The following is a 22,914-nucleotide window of genomic DNA, read 5'->3' as shown; positions in this document are numbered from 1 at the left end:
GCGTACGTTGTCACGGGCCGATCATGGTGTCCGAGCAGCGCAGACCGAAGGGCCCGTCCCGGGCAGCAGGTCGCCTGCGGGTCACGCGTGCGGCGGCGAGCGGTCGCCGCGCTCATCCATGCAGTGCCGTCCAAGGAGGGCACCATGACACTGGCCACTCCCTATCCCGCTCAACTCGGCCTCAAGAGCACACGGCACATGGCCCGTTGGCGGCCGCTCGTGCAGTGGCTCCTCGCGATTCCACACCTGTTGATCGCCTACGTGCTCGGCCTGTTGCGTGAGGTCCTGACGTTCATCGCCTTCTTCACCGTGCTGTTCACCCGGCGCATCCCGCGTCCGCTCTTCGACGCGATCGCCATGACCTTCCGCTACGAGTGGCGGGTCGCGAGCTACGCGCTGTTCCTGCGTGCGGACTACCCGCCCTTCGACTTCCAGTCCGCCTCCGGCGACGACGGTCTCGATCCGCACACCGTCGTCACATTCGCCTACCCCGAGCGGATGTCACGGTGGCAGCCCCTGATCAAGTGGCTGCTCGCCCTCCCGCACTACCTGGTGCTTGTCCTGCTGAGCATCGCCGCGCTGGCCTCCGTGATCGTGGGCTTCTTCGCCGTGCTCATCACGGGCGCATACCCGCTGGGGATCCGCGACTTCGTCGTCGGCGTCTACCGCTACAACCTGCGGGTCCAGGCCTACGTCGGACTGCTCACCGACAGCTACCCGCCCTTCAGCCTGCAGGCCGGCTGACCGGCCGCGCGGCAACGGGCCCGCTCGATGTGCCGGACGGCCGCGTCGGCCTCCCTGACCTCAATCGGGCCAGGGAGGCCGACGTCCCGCACGGGTCGGAGCGCGTCAGGGAATCTGCTTGCTCACCTCCAGGTCGGCCTTCGGCTTGGTGACCTTGCCTCCGGGCGGGCCCGTGGTGCTGGAGTTGTTGCCGGTGACCGGGTCCTTGGTCGCCGACGACACCGTGGCCGTGTTGTCGAGGTCGTCGCCGTCACCGGTGTAGGTGGCGGCGAGCTTCACCTTGAACACCCAGCTGACCGAGGCGCCGGGCGCCAGGGTCGCCAGCGGCCCACAGGTGACCGTGCGGCCCGCGGTGCACGGGTCGTCGGACGAGACGAAGCTCAGCGCCGTGGGCAGGACGTCGGACACCTGGACCTGTTCGGCCTGGGACGGGCCCTTGTTGGTGACCGTCACCGTGTAGTCGAAGGTCTCGCCGGGGGCGACCGGCGTGTCCGTGGTGGGCTTCTTCACGATCGCGAGGTCGGCGGAGGGCGCCGCGATGCCGCCGTCGGGCGGTCCCGCGGTGTCGGTGTCGTTCTCGCTGCTCGGGTCGATGTTGTCGGCGGTGACGTGGGCGGTGTTCTTGATGTCGCTGCCGTCGCCCTGGTAGGCGGGGTCGACCTTCACCGTCAGGGTGTACTCCACCGTCTCGCCGACCTTGAGCGGGGCGGTGCGCCGGCAGTTCACCACCTGCCCGGAGACCGTGCAGCCCGCGGGCGACGAGGCGACGTACGACAGGCCCATGGGCAGGTCGTCGGTGAGCTTGACGTTGTAGGCGTCGGCCGACGGGCCCTTGTTGGTGACGGTGATCTTGTAGTCGAAGGTCTCGCCGGGGCGCGGCGCGATGTCGCCGACGGCGGTCTTGGTCACGGCCAGGTCGGCCGTGGGCTTGTTGACCTTGCTGCCCGGCAGGCCCGCCGCCGCGCTGGTGTTGTTGGCCGGGACGGGGTCCGCCGTGTCGGAGGAGACGGTGGCGGTGTTGCGGATGTCGCTGCCGTCGCCGGTGTACTCCGAGTCGAGGCGGACGGTGAACTTCCATGTCTTCGACGCGCCCGGTTCGAGGACGGCCTGCGGCCCGCAGGTGACGTCCTGGCCGGAGGCGGTGCAGCCGTCGGCGGAGCCCACGAAGGCGAGGCGCGCGGGCAGGGTGTCGGTCGCCTTCGCGTTGAGCGCCCGGGAGGGGCCGTCGTTGGTGACGGTCACGGCGTACTCGAAGGTCTCGCCCGGCGCGATGGGTGTGGTGGTCGCGGGCTCCTTGGCCGCCCAGAGGTCGGCCCGGGGCTCGGTGACGCCGCCCGGCGGGAGCACGGCCTTGCTGGTGTTGTTGCTGAGGTCGGGGTCCTTGGAGTCGGACGTCGACGTCGCGGTGTTGCGCAGGTCGGAGCCGTCACCCTGGTAGGCGGCGCTCAGCTTGACCTTGAACGTCCACTTCACGGAGGCGCCGGGGGTGAGCTTCGCGTGCGGTCCGCACGCGACCCGCTGCCCGGAGGCCGTGCAGGGGTCGGCCGACGACACGAACGAGACGCCGTCGGGCAGCGTGTCGGTGGCGCTCACGTTGCGGGCGTCCGAGAGCCCGGCGTTGAAGGCCTCGATCTCGTACTCGTACTCCTCGCCGGGCACGATCGGCCCGGTGCCGAGGGGCGTCTTCACGGTCGAGATGTCCGACTCGGGAGTGAAGGGCCCCGGCGGCTTGACCGGGTCCGGCTTGTTGTTGTCCGGGTCGGGGTCGGTGGCGTCCGACGTGCCCGACGCGCTGTTGCCGAGGTCCGAGCCGTCGCCCTGGTAGGAGGAGCTCAGCCGGGCGAGGAACGTCCACTTCTTGGTCTGGCCCACGCCGAGCTGAGGCTCCGGACCGCAGGTCACCGTGCGGCCGCTGGCCGAGCAGCCGTCGGCGGACGACACGAAGGCCATGCCCTCGGGCAGCGTGTCCGACGCCGTGACGTTGCGGGCCACGGAAGGCCCGTTGTTCTTCGCCGTCAGCGTGTACGTGATCAGCCCGCCGGGCGGTGTGTCCGCCCGGCCCGCCGCGGGCAGGGCGCGGCTCAGCTGCGTGGTCACCCGCGGCCCGGAGCCGGACGGCGCCGCCGCCCGGGCCGGGTCCTGGCCGGACCACTGCGGCAACGCACAGACCAACGCGGCGACCGCCACACCCACAAGGGCGCGTCGGCGATGTCGTGTCGTACTCATCTCACATCGGTTCCGTTCGTGCTCCGGTCGCGTACACCGCTGTACGGACGTGCGAGGAGAGGTGTCCCGCCACCTCGGCGGGACACCGTCAAGCGGGGGTGTTCTCGGCCTTCTTGCCGAATTCGAGATCGGCGGTCGGCGGCCTGACCTTGCCGCTGGGCACGGTGGCGCTGCCGCTGTTGTTGCCGGTGTCGGGGTCGGCGGTGTCGGAGTCGGCCGTGGCGACGTTGAGGACGTCCGTGCCGTCACCGGTGTAGTCGGCGTTCAGGCGCACCCGGAAGGTCCACGACACGGAGGCGCCCGGCGCCAGGGTCGTGACCGGTCCGCAGGTGACGGTGCGGCCCGACAGCGCGCAGGCGTCGGCGGACGAGACGTAGGTGAGCGAGGCCGGCAGCGGGTCCGAGATCCGCACGGCCCGCGCGACCGACGGGCCGTTGTTGGTGACCGTCACCCGGTACGCGTACTCCTCGCCGGGCGCCACCGTCGTCCGGGTCGTCGTCGCCTTGATGGTCGACAGGTCGGCGGCGGGCGCCCGCACCCCGCCGGGCGGCAGGGCCTCCGTACTGGTGTTGTTGGCCGTGTCCGGGTCGGTGACGTCGTGGCTGATCCTCGCGACGTTGCCGAGGTCGGAGCCGTCTCCCTGGTACGCGGCGTCGAGCTTGACGCGGAACGTCCAGGACACCGAGGCGCTCGCGGCCAGCCTGCTCACGGTGGGACAGGTGACGGCCTGCCCGGAGGCCGTACAGCCGTCGGCGGAGGACACGAACGTCAGGCCGGTGGGGAGGGTGTCGGTGACCCGGACGTTGGCGGTGTCGGACGGCCCGTTGTCGCGGACCGTGATCCGGTACGCGAACTCCTCGCCGGGCCGCACCGGCCCCTGCCCGACCCCCGCCTTGGTCACGGCGGCGTCGGCCCGCGCGGTGACGGTCGTGGACGCGGTCGCCGTGTTGTCGGCGGGGTCGGTGTCGGTGCGGTTGCCGGGGGCGATGACGGTCGCAGTGTTGGTCAGGGTCGTCGGCTGGGCCGGGGCGGTGCCGGTGACGGTGTAGGTCACGGTGCCGTCGCGCGCCAGGTCGGCGGTGGTGTCGAGGGGCCCGGTCCCAGACGCCTTGCCGCAGGCGCTGTCCTTGCTCGCCGTGCAGGTCCAGGTGACGTCGGTGAGCCCGGGTGCCGCGTCCTTCACGGTCGCGCCGGTGACCGCGTTGGCGTTGCTGTTGGCCACGGTGACCGTGTACGTGACCGGTCTGCTCCCGGCCGCCGCGGTCGCGGGCTTGCCGGACTTGGTGACCGACAGGTCCGCCGGGACGTTGATCTTCAGGTCGCCGATCTCGTGGTTGTTCGTGGCGCCGCCGGTGCCCGCGGAGAAGCCGACGCGCAGGGTGGACGGCAGCGACGGCTGGCCGCTCACGGTCGACACGTCGAAGTCACTGATGACCTTGGTGAACGTGGTGCCGGGTCCCGAGTCGGACCAGACCGACACGAGGAGCTTGCCGCCCTGGGGCTGCACGGTGACGCGCACGGTGCGGAAGTTGGTGCGGCTGCCCGTCTCGACGGTGCCGCCGGGGCCGTTGGCGGAGGTGCCGAAGCGGTAGCCGGAGGTGCCGTTGCCACCGCCGCGCAGCACGATCTTGTTGGCCTGGGTGCCGGGTCCGCTCGCCCCGGTCGAGTTGGCCGAGAAGTTCCCGAACTCGTCGATGCCGATGCCGAGGAACCCGCCGGGCACGCCGTTGCTGGTGCAGCGGAGCGCGTTGCCGGCACAGGCGTAGCCGAGGGCGCCGCCGGTGGCGCCGGTCCCGGTCGACGCGGAGCCGTCGGCGAGGAAGAACGCCAGACCGTCACCCCGCTTGCCGTCGAAGGCACTGCCCCCGTAGGTGGCGTAGGTGAACTCCGCGACGATGCCGAGGCTCGTGGAGAACGAGTCCTTCATCTGCCACGACCCGGCCCTGGTCGCCTGGGCGGGCGTCAGGCGCAGCCAGCCGTCCTGGTAGGACGCGCTGCCCGTGGCGGTGCCCAGGTCGTTGCCGTTGTCGAAGCTTTCGTGGACCGGGAAGGCCACCTCCGCGGCCGAGGCCGCGGGGGCGAGCAGTCCGCAGAACAGGGCGCCGAGCGCGAGCAGCAGGGCGGCGAGCCGCCGCGGGCCCGCCGGGTGCCGGGAGGTCGTCATCGCCGGGGCCCCTCCCCCGCCCCGCGGCGCCGGGCCGCCGCCATCAGGAGGCCGCCGCAGGCCACCGCGGCGCCCGCGGCCCAGCCGAGCCAGGCGGGCACGTCACCGCCGGTGTCCGGCAGTTCGCCGTGACCGGTCCTGACGTACACCGTGTGCGGCGGATTCTGGTTGTCGCTCGGGTCCGGGTCCTTCGTCGTGGAGGTCACCGTGGCGACGTTCTCGATCCTGCCGAGGTGGCGGGTCCGCGCGGTCGCCACCTTGACGGTGAGCGCGTACGAGACCGAGGCGCCCGCCGCGAGGCGGTCGGGGCCCGGGCAGACGACGAGACGCCCGCCGTCGTCCGGGGCGCAGCCGTCCGGGGAGCCCACGAAGAGCAGGCCCGCGGGCAGCGGGTCGGTCACCCGCAGCCCACGCGCCGTGCCGGGACCGTTGTTGTGCACGGTGATCCGGTACGTGAAGGTCTCGCCGGGCCTGACCCAGGAGCGGCCGCCGGGCAGCACGGCCGTCTTGGTCAGCGAGAGGTCGGCGCGACCCCAGTCCGGTGGGACGGGCAGGCCGGTCACGGACGACGTGTTGTTGCTCGTGTCGGGGTCGCTGGTCCGCGCGGACACCGAGGCCAGGTTCACGATGTCCCGGCCGTCGCCCTCGTAGTCGTCGGCGAGGCGAACGGTCACGACCCAGGTGTGGGACGCGCCGACGGCCAGTTCCGGCAGGGGGCCGCAGGTGACGGTGCGTCCGCTCGCGGTGCAGCCGTCCGCGGACGAGACGAAGACGAGGGAGTCGGGAAGCCGGTCCTGGACCCTGACGCCGACGGCCTGCGAGGGGCCGTGGTTGACGGCGGTGATGCGGTAGTCGTACACGCCGTCCGGCGCCGGGACCGAGCCCGCGGCGCGCCGCGCCGGTCCCGCCCCGGGGCGCGACCGGACCTCCAGGTCGGCCCCGGCAGCCGCCGCCGGGCGGTGGCCGCGGTGCCTGCGGGCCTCCGGCGACGGTGACGACGAGGCGGACGCCCGTGGGGTGGTGCGCCTGGGCTCCGGCTCGGCGCGCGGGGCGTGCGGGGGTGGGCCGGTCCGCGCGGGGGTGGCGGACGGGACGGTGGACGGGGTCGCCGTCGGGGCCGTGGGCGGCAGGGCCGACGCGGCTTCGCGGGGCAGCGCCTGCGGGCCCCGCTGCGGCGCGCCCGTGCGGGGAGCCGAGGCCAAGGGTGACGTCGCACCGGAAGCCGTGCCCGACGGGGAGGCCGAGGTCGCGGGCACCGACGTTCCTGCGCGGGGCGCCGAGGCCGAGGGCGCCGTTGCACCGGAGGGCGAGCCCGAGGGGGAGGCCGACGCCGCCGGGGAGGGCGAGCCGGACGCGGAGCCCGACGGCGACACCGCCGCGGCCGCCGCGCCGGACACCGGACCTGATGCCGGGCCAGGTGGCGGGCTCGACGGCGACGGGGCGGGCGGGGCCACGAGGGCGACCGCCGTGACCGCTGCCGCGGGCGGCGCCACCAGGGCCGCCGCACCGGCCGCGAGGGCCACCGCGCCGCGCGGCCAACGGCGTCCGGCCGCACGCCGTCTGAGGTTGTGTCGCATCGAGAGGGACCCCTTCACATCGGGCACGGCACAGCGGCACCGTTTTCGCGCGATCCGAAACGCATGCTCTGTTTATCCGACTTTTGCCGCTTTGAGATGATCATGGGGAGCGAACGAGTGAGAGGGGGACACCGAACAGCCCAGTTGACGGCGTCCAGGGCGAGCCCAGGACGGCACGCAGGCCGCCTGCCCGGGCCCTCCGCACCGCGCCCCCGACATCGTTGTCGAGGGCGCGGCCTGCGCGGGTCTCGGCCTTACGGGATACGGCCCGCCCCGAGGGAGCGCCGCACGCCGGGGCCTGCGGTCGCCCTACGGCGTGTAGACGGCGTCACTGCCGTACAGCTCCCTGGTGAACGCGGAGACATCGGCGCTGCGGTCGGCGCCGTTGAGGTTGTACGTCAGATAGACGCCGTACCCCTCGCTGACGGTGCGGCGGGCGAGGTTGGCGGCCGTGCTCTGCGAGGTCCGGCCGATCTCGACGGCCGCCGGTGAGAGCTTCGACTTGGGCAGTGCGATGCCGGGGACCTGCCAGGTGCCGTAGTACGGGTTCCAGGCGTAGTCGAACTTGGACGAGATGTTGACGCCGCCGTAGGAGAGGCGCGACGCGGACGGGCCGATGTTGTAGAGGCTGATGATCTTGTTCGGCATGTTCGCGCGCAGCGCCGTCACCAGGTGCACGAACGAGCTGGCGTTGGGCTGGCCGGTGCCGTTGTTGCCGTACTCGGCGTACTCGTCGTCGAAGTCGACGCCGTCGAGGCCGTACTTGGTCACGGTGTCCGACAGCTGCTTCGCGAACGCCGAAGCCGCCTGCTGGGACGGGAAGTTGGCGAAGCCCGCGCCCTGGTGGTTGCCGAGCACCGACAGGACGACCTTGATGCCCTTCTGCTGCAACGGGCGTATCTGGGTGGCGGCGTTGTCGAGGACGCGCTGCACGTTCTCGTTGAAGTGCAGATACGCCGCCTTCTTGCCCGTGTCGTAGTTGATGTTCGCCGCGAAGATCACGGCGACGTCGAAGACGTTGCCGCCGCCCTTGGCGAGGGTGTACTTGCCGACGTTCAGCATGCTGTTGTCGTTCACCTCGACGTACGCCACCGAGGTCGGCCCCTGTTTCACCGGAGCGGGGGCGGGGGCCGCCGCCGCTCCGGTCGTGGTGGTCGTGCCGAAGGCGAGGGCCGCGACTGCCGAGAGCGCGAGCGCGGCCGTCCGCGCTCTGCTCCGTACCAGAGTGAACATCGTTGATCGGTCTCCCATCGCATGGGTCGGCGCCCGACCTGTTCGGAAGCGCCGAGTGAGCCCTCCGAGTTTTCCGCTCCCGTGACCGAATCCCAAGAATCGTACGGAATCTCTTCACGACTCCTCCGCACATCGCGCCCCAGCCCGGCGCACCCGCGCACGGACGGATCAGCGGAGTCCGGCGAAGAGATCGTCCTCGGGCAGGGCCGCGCCGGTGGGGTCCTGGACCCGTACGAAGGTCTCCATGCCCATCAGATCGCCGAACTTCTCCTTGCCCATCTTGAGGAAGAAGATGTTCTCGCCCTGACTGGCGTGCGCGGCCAGCGCGTCGAACTTCTGACCGCTGAACGCGGTGGTGTCGACCCAGGTGCCGATCTCGTCGTCGGGGAGTCCGATCTCGGCCATCGCGGCGGCCTCGGCCGGATCGGGCTCCGGCATGTCCCCGTCCAGCTCGCGCATGACCGCTTCGAACCGCCCCATCGCCGAGTGGGGCATCGTCGTCCAGTACACCTTCGGCGTCAGGTCGGTCATCTCCAGGGCCGCCATCGTGATGCGGTGGGCCTGGATGTGGTCGGGGTGGCCGTAGAAGCCGTTCTCGTCGTAGGTGACGACCACATCGGGTCGGTAGTGGCGCATGAGCCCCGCGAGCCTGGCGGCGCCTTCCTCCACGGGGGTCTGCCAGAAGGATCCGGGCGCTTCGTTGCTCGGCCAGCCCATCATCCCGGAGTCGGCGTAGTCGAGCGTCTCCAGATCGCTGACCTTCAGGACGTCACAGCTCTCCTGGAGTTCCCGGAGGCGCATCGAGACGACGGCCGCCGGATCGTGCCCGGGGTCGCCCGGCTTGACGCCGTCCGGTCCGTCGCCGCAACCGCCGTCGGTACAGGTCACGAGCACCGTGCGGATACCCTCCGCCGCATACCGCGCGAGGACCCCTCCGGTTCCGGTGGCCTCGTCGTCGGGGTGGGCGTGCACAGCCATGAGCGTCAAGGGCCGGTCAGTCATGGAACAGTCCTCCTGCGGAAAAAGCGTCTCGGTCCGAGGGCGCGGCGGGCATACCGCCGCGCCAGGGACCGGATCCTGGCGGGGCGGACGACCTCGTGGTCTGCCGTGTTCCCCGCCCGTGCGGCGCCGGTCCCTCGCTCATGCAACAGCGCCGACAGGACCCGCTGTTCCTTCTTACGACGCGACCTTCAGCTGGTAGAAGTGGATGGGAGTGTTCGGCGTGAAGCCGATCCGCGGATATACGGGGGCCCCGGCCTCGGTCGCGTGCAACGTGGCGCGGGTCAGCCCGGTGGCCTGAGCACCCTCGTACAGCGCCTTGCGCGTGACCGCCTCGCCATAGCCCCTGCGCTGCCACTCCGGGTCGGTGGCGACGAAGGCGACGAAGAGGCGGCCCTCCGCTTCGACCGTCGCGGCGCACGCCACCGGAACGTCGCCCCGCATGGCCAGGTAGGCGTGCATCTCGCTCTTCCAGCGCGCGGATCCGACCAGACCCTCGCGGCCTTCCTCCAAGGGGAACCCGTAGGCGCGCGACTGGAGGTCCGCGTAGGCCCGCAGGTGCTCGTCGGTGCGCACCCGCACGAACGTCAGGTCGGGGTGGGCGGGGTCGGGGATGGGCAGCAGGTCTGAGGCCATGCCCGTGCCGGGGAAGGCGTACTGCAGGCCCGCCTGCTCGGCCGCCGGGGCCAGCACGGTGCGGGCCTCGTCGTCGAGGAGGTCCTCGAAGAGCCACAGGAAGCCCGGGTGCTTCTTCGCGCGCATGATGTCCGCCGCCTCGCCCAGACGCCGTGCGAGGAGGTCGGCTCCTGCTCCCTGGTCGGTCAGGGTGACGCAGTTCCAGAACGAGAAGGGGCTGTCGGCCCAGCGGACGGCGATGCCGGGGAGGTCGCGCACGTCCGCGTCCTCGGCGCGGTCGAGCACCATGGCGCGCCAGGCCACGGCGAGCTGCTCTGCCGATTCGATGGACTCCGTGAGGCCGGTCACCGTACTCCCCTGGATCGTTGAGGTCGTGGCGGCCCCGGAGGCGGGAGCGGAAGGCTGCGCCGCCTCCGGGCCAGTGGGTGCTCCGCGTGCGGCACGCGGTGTCGCCGTCATCAGATGATGCCCTCGAACTGCTTGTCCTCGCTGGGGGAACTGGAGCGGGGCACGTGGTAGGAACCGCGTCCGAAGCGTCGCCACACGGCGGCGATGACGAAGGCCACCACGACGGCGACGGGGGTGTAGTTGAAGGTGTCGACCGTGATCGGGCTGCTCTGCGGCAGCAGGAACAGGACCGTGACCCCGGCCGCCCAGAACACCGCGACCCAGCCGATCGGCCGGCTCCAGCGGCCCAGGTTCCAGGGCCCCGGGGTGAAGCGGTCGCGGTGGAGCAGCCGCAGCAGCACCGGGATGGCGTAGGCCGAGGTGAATCCCACGGCCGAGATGGCGGTCACCGCCGAGAACGCCGTGTTGGAGTACAGGGACGGCAGGGCGAGCACGAAGGCCACGACGACCGCGAGCCAGACCGCGTTGGCGGGGATGGCGGTGCGGGGGCTGACCTTCTTCCAGCGCTCCGATCCGGGCAGGGCACCGTCACGGGCGAAGGCGTAGATCATCCGGCTGGCGCTGGCGGTCACGGTGTAGCCGCACAGGAACTGGGCCACGATGATCACAAGGAGCAGCGCCTTGGCCGCCGCCTCGCCCAGCGCGTCCAGGAGGATCTGTGCCACGGGTACGCCGGTCGGGCCGGACAGGGTCGTGGCGTAGTCCTGGATGGCGAACAAAAGCGTCAGCAGCAGGATGCCACCGGCGATCCAGGACACCGCCACCGAGCGGAAGATCCCGCGGGCCGCGGCGACGGAGGCATGGTTCGTCTCCTCGCTCAAGTGGGCCGAGGTGTCGTAGCCCGCCAGGGCGAAGACCGGCAGCAGCATGCCGATGAGGATCACGTAGACCGGGACGCCCCAGCCCGTGTTGTTGGTGAACTCGGTGAAGACGAAGCCGGCCGACTGGTGGTCGGAGGGCACGAACGCCAGGGCGCCGATGATGACGACGGCGCCCGCCAGGTGCCACCACGCGCTCACGGACGTCAGGATGTTCATCAGCCGGGTGCCGAAGAGGTTCAGGATGGCGTGCAGCGCGAGGACTATCCCGTACACGAGCAGCAGGGACTCCGGGGTCGGCGTGTAGCCGAACTGCAGGTTCATCCACGCGGCGGTGAACGTCGCGATGCCGTAGTCCTGGGCGGCGATTCCGCCGAGCAGGCCCAGCAGGTTGAGCCAGCCGGTGTACCAGCTCCACCGCTCGCCGCCGAGCTGGCGGGCCATGTAGTACAGGCCGCCGCTGGTGGGGTAGCGGGAGGTGATCTCGGCAAGGGCCGCGGCCAGGCACAGCACCAGCGGACCGACGGCGAGCCATCCCCACACGATCACCGAGGGGCCTCCCGAGTTCAGGCCGAAGCCGAACAGGAGCAGGGTCCCCGACATGATCGATATGACCGACAGGGAGGCGGAGAAATTACCGAACGCCCCCATCCGGCGGTGCAGTTGCTGGGTGTAGCCCAGCGATTGGAGGATGCGTGCGTCCTCCCCGTCGTCGTCGACCGGGTTCGGCTGCTGGCGCCGTGCTCTTACCGAAGTCATGGGTTCTCCGCACAGGAAAGCTGAAAGTAGGGGATGCAGGCGGGGTGAACGCCGGGCCGCCGGCGGGACGTGGCGGTGCCCGTCCGTGGGGGCAGGTCGACGGTCATGGGCGTTTCCCCGTGTGCCGCGGGTGGGATCTCAGACAGGCGACGCGGTCCTCCTCGAATGCCTTCCGCCACTGGTCCGCCGGATGCCGGGCGTCGAACTGCCACGGGGCGGGAGTGGCGAAGTCGCCGATGGCATCGAACACTTCGGTCGCCCACTGAGCGAAGCCGCCCCTCGCCAGGGCGTAGGCGAGGTAGTTCAGATCCAGCTGGGAACTGGTGGCCGGATCGCACTTCTGGAACCAGCCCTCGAACGCCTGCGTGACGGCTCGGGTGATGTCCTCGCGGGTCCACAGCAGGTTCAGCATGACCTCGGCGCCCCTGTCCTGCCGCTCCCGGTGCTCCTGCACACGGGCGTACAGGGGCAGCAGAAGCAGGGGCGAGTCGGGCGGCGCGAAGGAGGCCGTCCAGCGGGCGAAATCCGTCGCGACCGCCTGACGGCCCGCGGGCCCCGGGTGGGCCTGGAGCGCCTGGGACATGCGGTGCCATGCCTCGCGGTTGAACTGATCGCGTCGGTGCACCTCTCCGAGCAGCCCCCAGGGTCCGCGAGGGAGCAGATACTCGTGGGGCGGCGGAGCCACGTCGTGCTCCGGGTAGCGCCCTGTTGTGTCCGTCTCGGCCAGCGCCAGGCGGCAGATCCAGGGCACCGCGTCGTCGGGATTGCCCTCACTCGCCTTGTGGCACGCGTCCCGGGCCCGGGCCACCAGTCTCTCCAGGTCCCCCGCCTTCCGGGAGTCCCGCCCCCACTGCCTCCGGTGGGCCTGCAGCACCCGTTCGGTGGCGACTCGGGCGTACATCACCCGGGCGGCGAGGCTCTCCGGCTCCTCTTTCAGCCACAACTCCACGACGTTGGCCTGGGCTGCGACGATCCCGAGGACCTGGGTACGGGACGTCCACTGCGGCCAGTTGCCCGTCCGGGCGAGCACCTGCCGCATCTCCATCCAGTAACCCGCCTGAATGTCCTGCACCGCCGCGTACAGGTCCGTGTCACGACCGGCCGGGTTCACACTCGCCATCAGCGCCGTCCTCGGCCGACCGGGCAGGCGCCGTGCACCTTCGACCGGCCCTTCCGGCCGCCGCCGTCGGCGCTGCGGCTCACCGTGTGGTGTGAGCACGACACCGCACGGTGTTCACTGGCGGCCATAAGCAGAGGGTCCTTCGGGCAGTTGGGCGGGTGGGGCGCGGTCGGGCGGAGGGCGGCGGCGTGCACCGACGGGCAGGGCGGAGACGGCCGCGGGGGCACAACCCGGCCGGTGGCTGTCGCCCTTGGCCGGTAGCGAATGCCTGAAGGAACTTATGTGTCTGCAGAGGCGCGTGACCAGAGAATCCCAAGATTGTTTGGTTATTTGGCTGCAAATTCCGGCCACGCGGTGAGCGACCGTAGCCATCTGTGACCGGACCCGCCGACCGCTGTACTCAGATCCCGCACCGCCTCGGTTCGGGCGCGGGCGGCCCTGTGCTCACCGGCATGGCGACCAGGGACGCCGTCCGGACCGGATGTAGGCGCACCCCAAGTGACCTGGCCCTACGCCGAGTTCAGCGCCGGATTCGACCGCCCACGCGCCAGGGTGCGGTGCTGGTCGGCTCGCGTCGCGGGTGGACGGTTGAACACGAGCTGGACCAACCGCACGGCCGGATGGCGGACGACACGACCGCTCACCACGAGCACGCCCTCTTCGTCACGCCCCGCCGAGGCTGGCTGGAAACCGCCCCCTCGCCACGCGTGGAAACCGCGGGTTCTGCGGCGAAGCCACGCTTCGGCACCACCACATCGGCGAGCCGCCGTGCATCCATCTTCTTCGTGCACGACGATGCCCCGCCGCCGCCCCGGGGCGACGGGTCTCGGCCGCCCGGAACCTCACCTCCACCGTGAACCCGGCACCAACCACCGGTGAACTCCGTACAACCAGCCCCTCCGCTCGACGGTCACACCTGACAAAGCCTCATCCCGTCGACCGAGTGGGGGCCTCCGTGCCACACAGCCGCCGCATCCTGACGTACGCCATCGCAGTCGCCGCGGCCGCCGCCGGGGCCGTGCTCCCGTCCGGCGCCGCCGTCGCCGCACCCCGTGCCACCGCCGGTGACTTCAACGGTGACGGCTTCGCGGACCTCGCCGTCGGCGTTCCGGACGGGACCGTCGGCGGACAGGCCAAGGCCGGGTACGTGAACGTCGTCTGGGGCGGCCCGAAGGGCGTCGGTGCCCACGGAAGCATCCGTGTCACCCAGGCCACGCCCGAGGTTCCCGGCACGCCGGAGGCGGGTGACCGCTTCGGCGCGTCCGTGGCCCTGACGGACCTCAACGGCGACGGCGTCGCGGAACTGCTCGCGGGTGCCCCCGGCGAGGACGTCACCGACCGTGGCGCGGACGCGGGCATGGTCATCGTCGTCGGCGGCTCGACGAGCGGGCCGGGACCGGGGTCGACGGTCCTCACCGGGCCGTCCCCGTCGGCCGCGTACGGCAAGTCGGTCGTCGCGGCCGACCTCACCGACGGCGGCAACAAGGCGATCGTGGTCGGCGGCACGGACAAGGTCGTCGCTCGTGTCATCCAGGGCGAGGACAGCATGGTCACCACCGTCGTCGCCGCCCCCATGGGCGGTCGCGCGCCCGTCCTGGCCACCGGCGACTTCGACAGCGACGGCACGCCGGACCTGGCCGTGGCGTACTGGACCGCGGGCGCCCCCAGCACCCAGTCCCACGTACGCCTGTGGAAGTGGGACGCCGACCGGTCCGAGATGGCCAACTTCTGGAACACGGACAACGCCGGTGTGACCGACCTCGCCACCGGCGACTTCGACGGCGACGGCCACGACGACCTGGCGCTCGGCGAATGCCGCGAGATCGCCGACGAGAACATCGACGACCCGTGCGGCCCCGAGAAGCTCGCCAAGGGGGGCGGCGTCCACATCCACTACGGAAGCGCCGCGAGCGGCTCGTTCGGCACCCGCGCCCAGACCCTCAACCAGGACACCGCGGGCGTCCCGGGCGTGGCCGAGGACGGCGACCGCTTCGGTGCCGCCCTCGCCGTCGCCGACGTCGACCGCGACGGCCGCGACGACCTGATCGCGGGCGCGCCCGGCGAGGCCGTCGGAAGCGAAGCGCGGGCGGGGGCCGCCTGGCTGCTCCGCGGCGGAGCGCGGGGTCTGCTCGACGCGGGCGGCGCCGCCACGTCCGTCGCCTGGAACCAGGACACGCCGGGCGTCCCGGGTGTCGCCGAGGCGGGCGACGCCTTCGGCGCGGCGGGCGCCACGGGCGACTACAACGGTGACGGAGTGCCGGACGTGACGGTCGGATCCCCGGGCGAGAACGCCTCCCTGGGCGCCGCCTGGCTCCTCCCCCGGGGCTCGGCCGGCGACTCGGCGGCCTTCTCCCCGCGCACGCTCGGCCTCCCGTACCTCTCCACGGTCCAGAAGTACGGCAAGCCGCTCAGCTGACGATGCCCACCGCGCGTGGCTGATCGAGGACGGCGCCACGACCTTGGCTCAACACACCCCTATGGCAAGCGAGTTCGACCAGTCGCCATAGCAAGGAAGTTCGACCGGCCGCAAAGTCGCGCTCCTGTTCGACGCAACCCTCCGCACACTCACCCCGATTCCGCCGTCAAGGCCCCCAATAGGCCCTCAGATCGGTCAAGTTATCCGCGCCGGTACGGCTTGAAGTCGCCGGTGCCAACAGTCCGCGGAACTGCGTCGCCGCAGGTCACACAGCATGTCACCGGCGTGCGGACACCTTTGGACGGGCACCGGTTGGTGAATCCATTCTCAAAGCTTGGGCACGAATTGCACACACCCCCTCTACAACCTGACCCCCATGGTCTAAATTGACCGTGCTTCAGCTGTTCGGAGACGAAGCGGCCCTTAATGATCTATGGGTTCCAGCACCACGCACAGCCAGCAGTAGCGTCCCCGGCGCCAGGCTTGGGGATGATCATCGTGGGGCCCGGCAGGGGGGCTCGGGTGCGGGGAGCACCCGGGGGTTTCGACGGGTTCCGACATGTTTCAGGAGTGCGGCAGGGCTTCAAGTCCTCTGCCGCCAGGGTGAGTTGTTCACGTAGCGCTGAAGCAGTCGGTCAGTCATGCGCGGGAGGCGGGGGCCTCCGCTTGAGAGGAACAGCGCGGCGCCGGGGGTGAGACCTCCCGGGGGGATGAACAGGGGAGCAGGAAAGACGTCGAACCACTGGCGCAACCTGGGGGGGTTCTGTGCAGCAGGGGGAATTAGTCAACCCGTTTCCGTCGACGCGCGGGCGTCTGACGAACGGGACGAGCAGCCAGCCCGCGAGCGATTGGGAACAACGGTACCGACGTGCCGTGATCACCAGCGACACCGTGGCCACCGCCTTCGTGGTGGCGGCGATCGGGGGCTTCTTCGGAGTCAGGGACGCAGCCAACTGGCATGAGAACTGGGCCTTTCTGGCCTTCGGCACCGAGCTGCTGATCCTGGGATCGCTCGGGGTGAGCCGATCGTGGGCTCCGGCCGTACTCGGCCAGGGAGCCGAGGAGTTCCGCCGACTCGGACGCTCGCTGTTCGCGGCGGCCGTCGTCCTCGCGCTCGGTGGAATCGCCCTCACCTCGCGCAACATCAAACTCTGGATCTTCGTCGCGATCCCCGCGATCGCGCTCGTCACCATGACCGCGCGCTATCTGCTGCGCCTCTGGCTGCACAAACAGCGCAAGGAAGGCCGGTGCTTGAGACCGGTACTGGCTGCCGGAAGCCCGGCCACCGTGCGCGATCTGATCAACCGCGCCCGCAAGTTCCCGCACCTGGGCTGGCGGGTGGAGGCGGTGTGCACGACGGACGGTCACGGGCTCGACGGTGACCATTTGGACGGAGTGCCGGTCGTCGGCGAGCTGTCGGACGTCGCGGGCCACGTCCGCCGCGACGGCTACCGCGTCGTCGCCGTCACGCCGGACCCGCACTGGTCGCCGGACCGGCTGCAGCGCCTCGCCTGGAACCTCGAGGGCAGCGATGCCGACATGGTCGTGGCGCCCGTGCTGATGGAGGTGGCCGGACCCCGGCTGCACGTCGACGCGGTGCTCGGGATCCCGCTGCTCCGGGTCAGCATGCCGACCTTCACCGGGGGCCGCCGGGCGGTCAAGGCGGTCGTCGACCGGATGAGCGCGGTGATCCTGCTGGTCCTGTTCGCGCCGCTGATGGTGCTGGTGGGGCTGCTCGTCCTCACGGACAGCCGGGGCGGGGTGTTCTACCGCCAGCGCAGGGTCGGCAAGGACGGACGCGAGTTCACCATCTACAAGTTCCGCACGATGGTCGCCGGGGCCGACGGGGCCCGTGCCGCCCTCGCCGAGCTCAACGAGGGCGCGGGGCTGCTGTTCAAGCTCCGCAGGGACCCGCGGGTGACCCGGGTGGGGGCGGTCCTTCGGCGGTACTCGATCGACGAACTCCCGCAGCTTTTCAACGTACTCACCGGATCGATGTCACTCGTCGGTCCGCGGCCCCCGCTGCCGGAGGAGTCCGCCGCGTACGGCCCGGACATCCGGCGGCGGCTCCTGGTCAAGCCCGGCCTCACCGGCCTGTGGCAGATCAGCGGACGCAGCGATCTGCCGTGGGAGGAGGCCGTCCGGCTCGACCTGCGGTACGTGGAGGACTGGTCGCTCGCCCTGGACACGGTGATCTTGTGGAAGACGCTGCGTGCCGTGCTCCAGGGGCAGGGGGCCTATTGATACCCGGGGGGCGTCGTCCGACCGGCGAACGGAAGGCAGGCCGGAAGGGCGTGCCTGGGGGGAGGAACGGGTGATGAGAGTCAGTGTATTAGGGCTCGGCTACGTGGGCTGTGTGTCGGCCGCGTGCCTGGCCAGCCTGGGACATGACGTCATCGGCGTCGATGTGAACCAGGTCAAGGTCGACATGGTGAACGACGGCAAGGCACCGGTGGTCGAGGAGCGGATCGGCGAGCTCGTCGCCGAGGTCGTGGGGGCGGGCAAGCTGCGCGCCACCGCCGACGTCCGCGAGGCGATCATGGGCAGCGAGGTGTCCCTCGTCTGCGTGGGCACGCCGTCGGAGCCCAACGGCAGCCTGTGCACCACGTACTTGGAGCGGGTCACCGAGCAGATCGGTGCCGCGGTGGCGGAGCGGGGCGGGCGGCACACCGTCGTGTTCCGCAGCACCATGCTCCCGGGCACCTGTCTGAACCTGCTGGTGCCGATCCTGGAGAAGTTCCTCGGCGGCACGGCCGGGGTGGACATCGGCGTCGCGGTCAACCCGGAGTTCCTGCGCGAGGGCACGAGCGTGCGGGACTTCTTCGACCCGCCGAAGACCGTCATCGGCGAACTCGACGCGGCGAGCGGCGACGTGGTGGCGGCGCTGTACGGCGGCCTGCCCGGCGAGGTGTTCCGGGTGCCGGTCCCGGCGGCGGAGGCGATCAAGTACGCGGACAACGCGTTCCACGGCCTCAAGATCGGCTTCGCGAACGAGCTGGGCGCCGTGTGCCAGGCGCTGGGCGTGGACTCGCACCAGGTGATGGACGTCTTCCTGGCCGACCGCAAGCTGAACATCAGCCCCGCCTATCTGCGGCCCGGCTTCGCCTTCGGTGGCTCCTGCCTGCCCAAGGACCTGCGCAGCCTGGTGCACGCGGCGCAGCGGGCCGACGTCTCGGTGCCCATCCTCGCCCATGTGCTGCCCTCCAACGCCGACCATCTCCAGCGTGCGGTGGACCTGGTCGAGCGCACCGGCAAGCGCCGGGTCGGCCTGTTCGGTCTTTCCTTCAAGCCCGGCACCGACGACCTCCGCGAGAGCCCGCTCGTCGAGCTGGCGGAGCGGCTCTTCGGCAAGGGGTACGACCTGCGGATCTACGACGCCAACGTGAGCCTCTCGCGGCTCCTCGGCGCGAACCGCGAGTACATCGAGACCCGTCTTCCGCACCTCGGGCAGCTGCTCGCGGACTCCGTCGACGAGGTGCTCGAGCACGCCGAGGTGTGCCTGGTCGGGACCAAGGACCCGGCCGTCCTCGCGGCGCTGCCCCATGGCGATGCACCGGTGATCGTCGACCTCATCCACCTTCCCGACGCCGACGCGCGCCGGGCCGAATCCGGGTACGTGGGCCTTGCTTGGTGACGCGACACGCGGCGACCGGCCGAACCGGCGCGCGCTGATCTTGGTGGAGAACCTGTCGGTGCCTTTCGACCGGCGGGTGTGGCAGGAGTGCACGACCCTGCGCGACGCGGGCTGGACGGTCGACGTCATCTGCCCGCGCGGCGAGAAGCGGGACACGGAGCCGGAGGCGGTGATCGACGGGGTGCGGATCCACCGCTACCCGTTGCGCGCGGCCACCGGAGGCCCGGCCGGGTACCTGCGGGAGTACGGCTCCGCGCTGTGGCACACCTACCGGCTCGCCCGCAAGGTCGGCCCGGTCCACGTGGTGCACGCCTGCAACCCGCCGGACCTGCTGTTCCTGCCGGCGCGGTGGCTGACGCGGCGCGGCGCGCGGTTCGTCTTCGACCAGCACGACCTGGTGCCCGAGCTGTATCTGTCCCGCTTCGACCGCGGCAAGGACCTGCTCTACCGCGCCGTGTGCGCCCTGGAACGGCTGACCTACCGGGCCGCGGACATCGTGATCGCCACGAACGAGAGCTACCGGGACGTCGCCGTGAGCCGTGGCGGCAAGAGACCGGAGGACGTCTTCGTGGTGCGCAGCGCACCCGCGGTCGAGCGGTTCCAACCGGTGCCGCCCGAGCCGGAGTTGAAGCGCGGCAAGCCCCATCTGCTGTGCTACCTGGGCGTGATGGGACCACAGGACGGCGTCGACTACGCCTTGCGGGCCCTGGCGAAGCTGCGCGACGAGCTGGGGCGGACCGACTGGCACGCGGTGTTCGTCGGCTCGGGCGACGCGTTCGACGCGATGGTGGAGCTGTCCCGGCAGCTCGGGCTCTCCGACCAGGTGCAGTTCACCGGGCGCGTCCCCGACGCCGACCTGGTGCGCTACCTGTCCACCGCGGACGTGTGCCTCTCCCCCGACCCGCGCAACCCGCTCAACGACGTGTCGACCATGAACAAGGTCCTCGAGTACATGGCGATGGGCCGGCCGATCGTCTCGTTCGATCTCCGGGAGGCTCGTGTCTCCGCCGGCGAAGCCGCCGTCTACGCGCCCGCCAACGACGAGGCCGAGTTCGCCAGGCTCGTCGCGCTGCTCCTCGACGATCCGGAGCAGCGGGCCCGCATGGGCAAGATCGGCCAGGAGCGGATCAGCGGACAGCTGTCCTGGCGGAACTCGCAGACGTCGCTGCTCGCTGCCTATGCCGCTGCCTGCCGTGGCCGCACTCCGGTGTCGGCGGCCACCCCGATCAGCACAGGGAAGAGGCAGCGCAGTTGAGTGAAGAAGCAATACGCCTGGTCACGATCGGGCGGATCTTCCGTCGGCGTTGGCGGCTGCTCGTCATCGTCGCGGTGCTGGGCGCGCTCTTCGGCTACGGCGTCTCGATGCTGTTCCCGCCGCGGTACACGGCTTCGGCATCGGTACTCCTGCCGGGGCAGTGGGAGGAGCGCGAGCTGCTGACTCAGGCGGAGATCGCGTCGAGTTCGGCAGTGGTCGACCGCGCGGCCGCCGCGCTGCGCTGGAAAGGCGTCAGCGGAGGCGAGCTGCGGGACCAAGTGAGCGCCAAGGCCTCCGACGGGAACATCATCAAGATCTCGGGTACGGCCGACAGCCCCCGGCGCGCGCAACAGCTCTCCGACCGGATGGCGCAGCAGTTCGTCGGCTTCGCCGCGCGGATCGCGGGCGACGACCCCGACTCCGACACGCCCACGGGACCCGAGTCCCTGCGGCAGAAGGTGACCGAGACCAACCGCCGCATCACCGAGCTGGCCAACGCGGCCGATCCCGGACAGACCGTGGAGAGCGTGCAGGCCCGCACCGAACTGGAGAAGCTGCGCACCGCGCTGCAGGAAGCCATGAAGAAACTGGACGAGTCCGACCGGGCGACCAACAAGGCCGGCATGGTCGTCATGGGCCCGGCGGCCCGGCCGACCAGTGAGGCACCACCGACGAGAACGCAGTTCGTCGTCGCGGGGGCGCTGCTGTTCTTCGTGGTCGCGATCATCGGCCATCTCGCCGCCGCACGGGGGAACCGCCGGCTGCGCACCGAGCAGGAGATCGCCGCGGCGCTGAGCTCCGCGGTCCTCGGTGCCGTCGACGTGCCGGGCGAACGGTCCGCGCCCCGGCCCGAGGGCGGTGGCCCCCGGGCCCGGCTCCGCCGGCTGCTCGGCCTCGACACCCGGTGGGACCTGCCGGCCCCGCGCCGCTCCGGCGACGAGGCCAGCAGACAGATCAGATACCGGCGGGTGTGCGCCCGCCTCCGGGAGAAGCTCTTCGCGCCCCGGCGGCTGCTCGTCGTCGTACCGGACGGCGACCGGATCGCCCGGCGGGCCGCCGATCAGCTCGTCGCCGAGGCCAAGGGCGATCCGATGCTGCGGGTGGTGGACGTCTCCGTGGACCGGCCGACGGTGCCGGACCGCGACACCGAGTCCGGTGTCCTGGTCGTGCTCAGCGCGGGCAGTTGGACCGCGGGAGATCTGGGCGGCATCGCCGAGGCGTGTGCGGACGGCAGGCACGAGGTCGTCGGCATCGTCGTCGCCGGTACGGTCCAGGACCGTCCGGCGCGCTCCGCCGGCCCTCCCGCGGAGAACGCCTCCCCGGCCCTCGCGGCGCGCGGTCACGCGACGGGAGGTTCCGGATGACCACGAGTACGACTTCGGAGTCGTCGGCCTCCACTCCCCTGCTCGACCTGCAGGCGCTGGTCGTGGCGGTGCGCAGGCGCCGTCGCCTCTGGTGCTCCCTCGCGGTGCTCGGGCTGTTCCTCGGCGCGGCGTTCGCCGTCCTGCGGCCGCCGCCGCCGAGCGCGGCGACCAAGGTCCTTGTCGCCCACCAGGAGGACCAGCCGAACGACACCGGCACGCTGATCCGCACCGACGTCGAGCTGCTCAAGACCACACGGATCGCGAGCAGGGCCCTGCAGTCCCTCAAGTCCCCCGAGAAGCCGGAGGACTTCATGCAGGACTACCGGGGCACGGGCCTGACCAACAACCTGATGCAGATCGATGTGACGGCCGACACCGAGGAGAAGGCGGTGGCCCGCGCCGAGGCGCTGGCCGAGGCGTTCGTCGCCGACCATGTGCGGCGGATGCGGGAGACCGCGAAGGCCGAGGCCAAGGCCCTGCTCGACCAGCGTGAGCGCATGCAGGACGAGCTCGCCAAGGTCAACGAGGCAATCGGAGGGCGGTCTCCGGAGAGCGACTCCAAGGAGTCGGCGAGCATCGAGTCGCTCTTCGCCCGCCGGGCCGAGCTGAACTCACGGATCGCCGACTTCGCGCAGCGCGCCGAGGAGGCCCGCGTCGGCACGCCCCGGCTCATCGCCGGTACGCAGATCGTGGACGCGCCGCGCGCGGTGCCGCACTCCGTGCCCAAGGCCGCCGCCACCAGCGCCGGGATCGGGTTCGTCCTCGGGCTCGTCCTCGGGCTCGCGGTGGCAGCGGTCGGCACGGTGGTGGCGGACCGTCCCGTGCTGCGCCGTCAGATCGCGGCGAACCTGGGCGCCTCCGTCATCGCGGAGCTGCCCCGGCTGCCGCGCCGGTCGGCCCGGCTGTGGCAGCTCCGCCGGACCCGGGCGGCGCGGTCACGGCTCACCACGAGCCTCGCCCGCACCGTGCGCGGCTCCACGGAACCGGTGTCGCTCCTGGAACTGGGCTGTGCGCGCACCGCGAGCGTCATCGCCCTGGACGTCGCGCGGGCGCTGGCGGCCGAGGGCCCTGTGGTCATCGTCGACGGCCTGCCCGGCGGGCAGCTCGCGGGCCGCCGCCAGGAGCCGGGAGACCCGGACGTGGTCAGCGGCGAGGACACCGCGGGCGTGCCGCAGCAGACGCGGCGGCTCGGCGTCGGCTCGGTCGCGCCCGGAACGGCGTGGACCGATCTCCGGTTCCTCGGCGGCCGGACCGTGCTCGTCGTGCGGGCCGGGCACGGCAGCGCCGCATGGCTGCACACCGTGGCACGGCAGCTCGCGGACCTGGACATTCCGGTGACCGGTGTGGTGCTGATCGACCCCGATCCGCGGGACCGGACCGACGGCACCCTGTGGGACGGGTCGCACACCGCGCTGCGCGGCCCTTTTAAGCGGATGACCCGGCCGAACGGTGGGGGTACCTCCCACGCCGTTCAGGCAGTGGGGGAGGGTCACCTGCGCACCGAGCGGCCGCCGGTGCCTGCCGCGCGGGTCCCGAACAGCGACCAGGAGGCGCGGTAGAA

The 22,914-nt window shown here is 71.5% G+C and carries 15 protein-coding genes; 7 read left to right on the top strand and 8 right to left on the bottom strand.

The genetic code is table 11. The annotated features are described in order from the left end of the window. Positions 1-144 precede the first annotated feature (144 nt). Positions 145-744 (top strand): DUF4389 domain-containing protein, encoded by a 600-nt coding sequence (locus tag ACZ6AA_RS26710; protein ID WP_468455608.1) that lies wholly within the window; start codon positions 145-147, stop codon positions 742-744. Positions 745-849: 105 nt separating this feature from the next. On the opposite strand, the gene ACZ6AA_RS26705 is transcribed toward ACZ6AA_RS26710, so the two are convergent. The 8 genes from ACZ6AA_RS26705 to ACZ6AA_RS26670 all read right to left on the bottom strand — a co-directional run bounded on the left by ACZ6AA_RS26705 (position 850) and on the right by ACZ6AA_RS26670 (position 12,684). Further along, complete coding sequence (locus ACZ6AA_RS26705) at positions 850-2,970, bottom strand: COG1361 S-layer family protein (RefSeq protein ID WP_468455607.1); 2,121 nt, start codon at positions 2,968-2,970, stop codon at positions 850-852. Between the two features lie 88 nt (positions 2,971-3,058). Beyond that, on the bottom strand, positions 3,059-5,134 hold the full coding sequence (locus ACZ6AA_RS26700; RefSeq protein ID WP_471460396.1) for a hypothetical protein: 2,076 nt from the start codon (positions 5,132-5,134) through the stop codon (positions 3,059-3,061). Next, positions 5,131-6,711, bottom strand: coding sequence for a DUF11 domain-containing protein (locus tag ACZ6AA_RS26695; protein WP_471460394.1), 1,581 nt, complete (start codon positions 6,709-6,711; stop codon positions 5,131-5,133). Before ACZ6AA_RS26695 ends, ACZ6AA_RS26700 begins: the two co-directional genes overlap by 4 nt. Before the next feature lie 309 nt (positions 6,712-7,020). Then, positions 7,021-7,944, bottom strand: a complete 924-nt coding sequence (locus ACZ6AA_RS26690; RefSeq protein ID WP_468455602.1) for an endo-beta-N-acetylglucosaminidase H — start codon at positions 7,942-7,944, stop codon at positions 7,021-7,023. 168 nt (positions 7,945-8,112) lie between these two features. Further along, complete coding sequence (locus ACZ6AA_RS26685; RefSeq protein WP_471460392.1) at positions 8,113-8,946, bottom strand: PIG-L family deacetylase; 834 nt, start codon at positions 8,944-8,946, stop codon at positions 8,113-8,115. A gap of 174 nt (positions 8,947-9,120) precedes the next feature. Then, the gene (locus ACZ6AA_RS26680) at positions 9,121-9,927 is read right to left on the bottom strand and encodes a GNAT family N-acetyltransferase (RefSeq protein ID WP_471460391.1); all 807 of its coding nucleotides are present in this window, start codon (positions 9,925-9,927) and stop codon (positions 9,121-9,123) included. Between the two features lie 110 nt (positions 9,928-10,037). Next, the gene (locus ACZ6AA_RS26675) at positions 10,038-11,564 is read right to left on the bottom strand and encodes an amino acid permease (RefSeq protein WP_468455596.1); all 1,527 of its coding nucleotides are present in this window, start codon (positions 11,562-11,564) and stop codon (positions 10,038-10,040) included. Between the two features lie 103 nt (positions 11,565-11,667). Next, positions 11,668-12,684: a hypothetical protein gene (locus ACZ6AA_RS26670; RefSeq protein WP_468455594.1), complete on the bottom strand. Its 1,017-nt coding sequence runs from the start codon at positions 12,682-12,684 to the stop codon at positions 11,668-11,670. A gap of 955 nt (positions 12,685-13,639) precedes the next feature. Here ACZ6AA_RS26670 and ACZ6AA_RS26665 point away from each other — a divergent pair. The 6 genes from ACZ6AA_RS26665 to ACZ6AA_RS26640 all read left to right on the top strand — a co-directional run bounded on the left by ACZ6AA_RS26665 (position 13,640) and on the right by ACZ6AA_RS26640 (position 22,912). Next, positions 13,640-15,100 (top strand): FG-GAP-like repeat-containing protein, encoded by a 1,461-nt coding sequence (locus tag ACZ6AA_RS26665; RefSeq protein ID WP_471460388.1) that lies wholly within the window; start codon positions 13,640-13,642, stop codon positions 15,098-15,100. A 765-nt stretch (positions 15,101-15,865) separates the two neighbouring features. Next, a complete protein-coding gene (locus tag ACZ6AA_RS26660) occupies positions 15,866-17,344 on the top strand; it encodes a sugar transferase (RefSeq protein ID WP_468455591.1) in 1,479 nt (492 codons plus the stop codon). A 73-nt stretch (positions 17,345-17,417) separates the two neighbouring features. Then, positions 17,418-18,734 carry a nucleotide sugar dehydrogenase gene (locus tag ACZ6AA_RS26655; protein WP_468455795.1) on the top strand — a complete coding sequence of 439 codons (1,317 nt, stop codon included), beginning with the start codon at positions 17,418-17,420 and terminating at the stop codon, positions 18,732-18,734. After that, on the top strand, positions 18,724-19,989 hold the full coding sequence (locus tag ACZ6AA_RS26650) for a glycosyltransferase family 4 protein (RefSeq protein WP_471460386.1): 1,266 nt from the start codon (positions 18,724-18,726) through the stop codon (positions 19,987-19,989). Before ACZ6AA_RS26655 ends, ACZ6AA_RS26650 begins: the two co-directional genes overlap by 11 nt. Further along, complete coding sequence (locus ACZ6AA_RS26645) at positions 19,986-21,353, top strand: Wzz/FepE/Etk N-terminal domain-containing protein (RefSeq protein WP_471460384.1); 1,368 nt, start codon at positions 19,986-19,988, stop codon at positions 21,351-21,353. The genes ACZ6AA_RS26650 and ACZ6AA_RS26645 overlap by 4 nt, the downstream gene beginning before the upstream one ends. Next, positions 21,350-22,912, top strand: a complete 1,563-nt coding sequence (locus tag ACZ6AA_RS26640; RefSeq protein ID WP_468455585.1) for a Wzz/FepE/Etk N-terminal domain-containing protein — start codon at positions 21,350-21,352, stop codon at positions 22,910-22,912. The genes ACZ6AA_RS26645 and ACZ6AA_RS26640 overlap by 4 nt, the downstream gene beginning before the upstream one ends. Positions 22,913-22,914: the final 2 nt, after the last annotated feature.

It is taken from the genome of Streptomyces sp. NPDC040610, from assembly GCF_055594065.1.
Note: the sequence above shows the minus strand (reverse complement) of the source record. Positions and strands in the feature narration are given on the sequence as shown.

Coding starts and splice junctions, on each gene's coding strand:
- ACZ6AA_RS26710 (WP_468455608.1), top strand. CDS start 145: ATGACACTGGCCACTCCCTATCCCGCTCAACTCGGCCTCAAGAGCACA.
- ACZ6AA_RS26675 (WP_468455596.1), bottom strand. CDS start 11,564: ATGACTTCGGTAAGAGCACGGCGCCAGCAGCCGAACCCGGTCGACGAC.
- ACZ6AA_RS26670 (WP_468455594.1), bottom strand. CDS start 12,684: ATGGCGAGTGTGAACCCGGCCGGTCGTGACACGGACCTGTACGCGGCG.
- ACZ6AA_RS26700 (WP_471460396.1), bottom strand. CDS start 5,134: ATGACGACCTCCCGGCACCCGGCGGGCCCGCGGCGGCTCGCCGCCCTG.
- ACZ6AA_RS26695 (WP_471460394.1), bottom strand. CDS start 6,711: ATGCGACACAACCTCAGACGGCGTGCGGCCGGACGCCGTTGGCCGCGC.
- ACZ6AA_RS26705 (WP_468455607.1), bottom strand. CDS start 2,970: ATGAGTACGACACGACATCGCCGACGCGCCCTTGTGGGTGTGGCGGTC.
- ACZ6AA_RS26640 (WP_468455585.1), top strand. CDS start 21,350: ATGACCACGAGTACGACTTCGGAGTCGTCGGCCTCCACTCCCCTGCTC.
- ACZ6AA_RS26655 (WP_468455795.1), top strand. CDS start 17,418: ATGAGAGTCAGTGTATTAGGGCTCGGCTACGTGGGCTGTGTGTCGGCC.
- ACZ6AA_RS26690 (WP_468455602.1), bottom strand. CDS start 7,944: ATGTTCACTCTGGTACGGAGCAGAGCGCGGACGGCCGCGCTCGCGCTC.
- ACZ6AA_RS26685 (WP_471460392.1), bottom strand. CDS start 8,946: ATGACTGACCGGCCCTTGACGCTCATGGCTGTGCACGCCCACCCCGAC.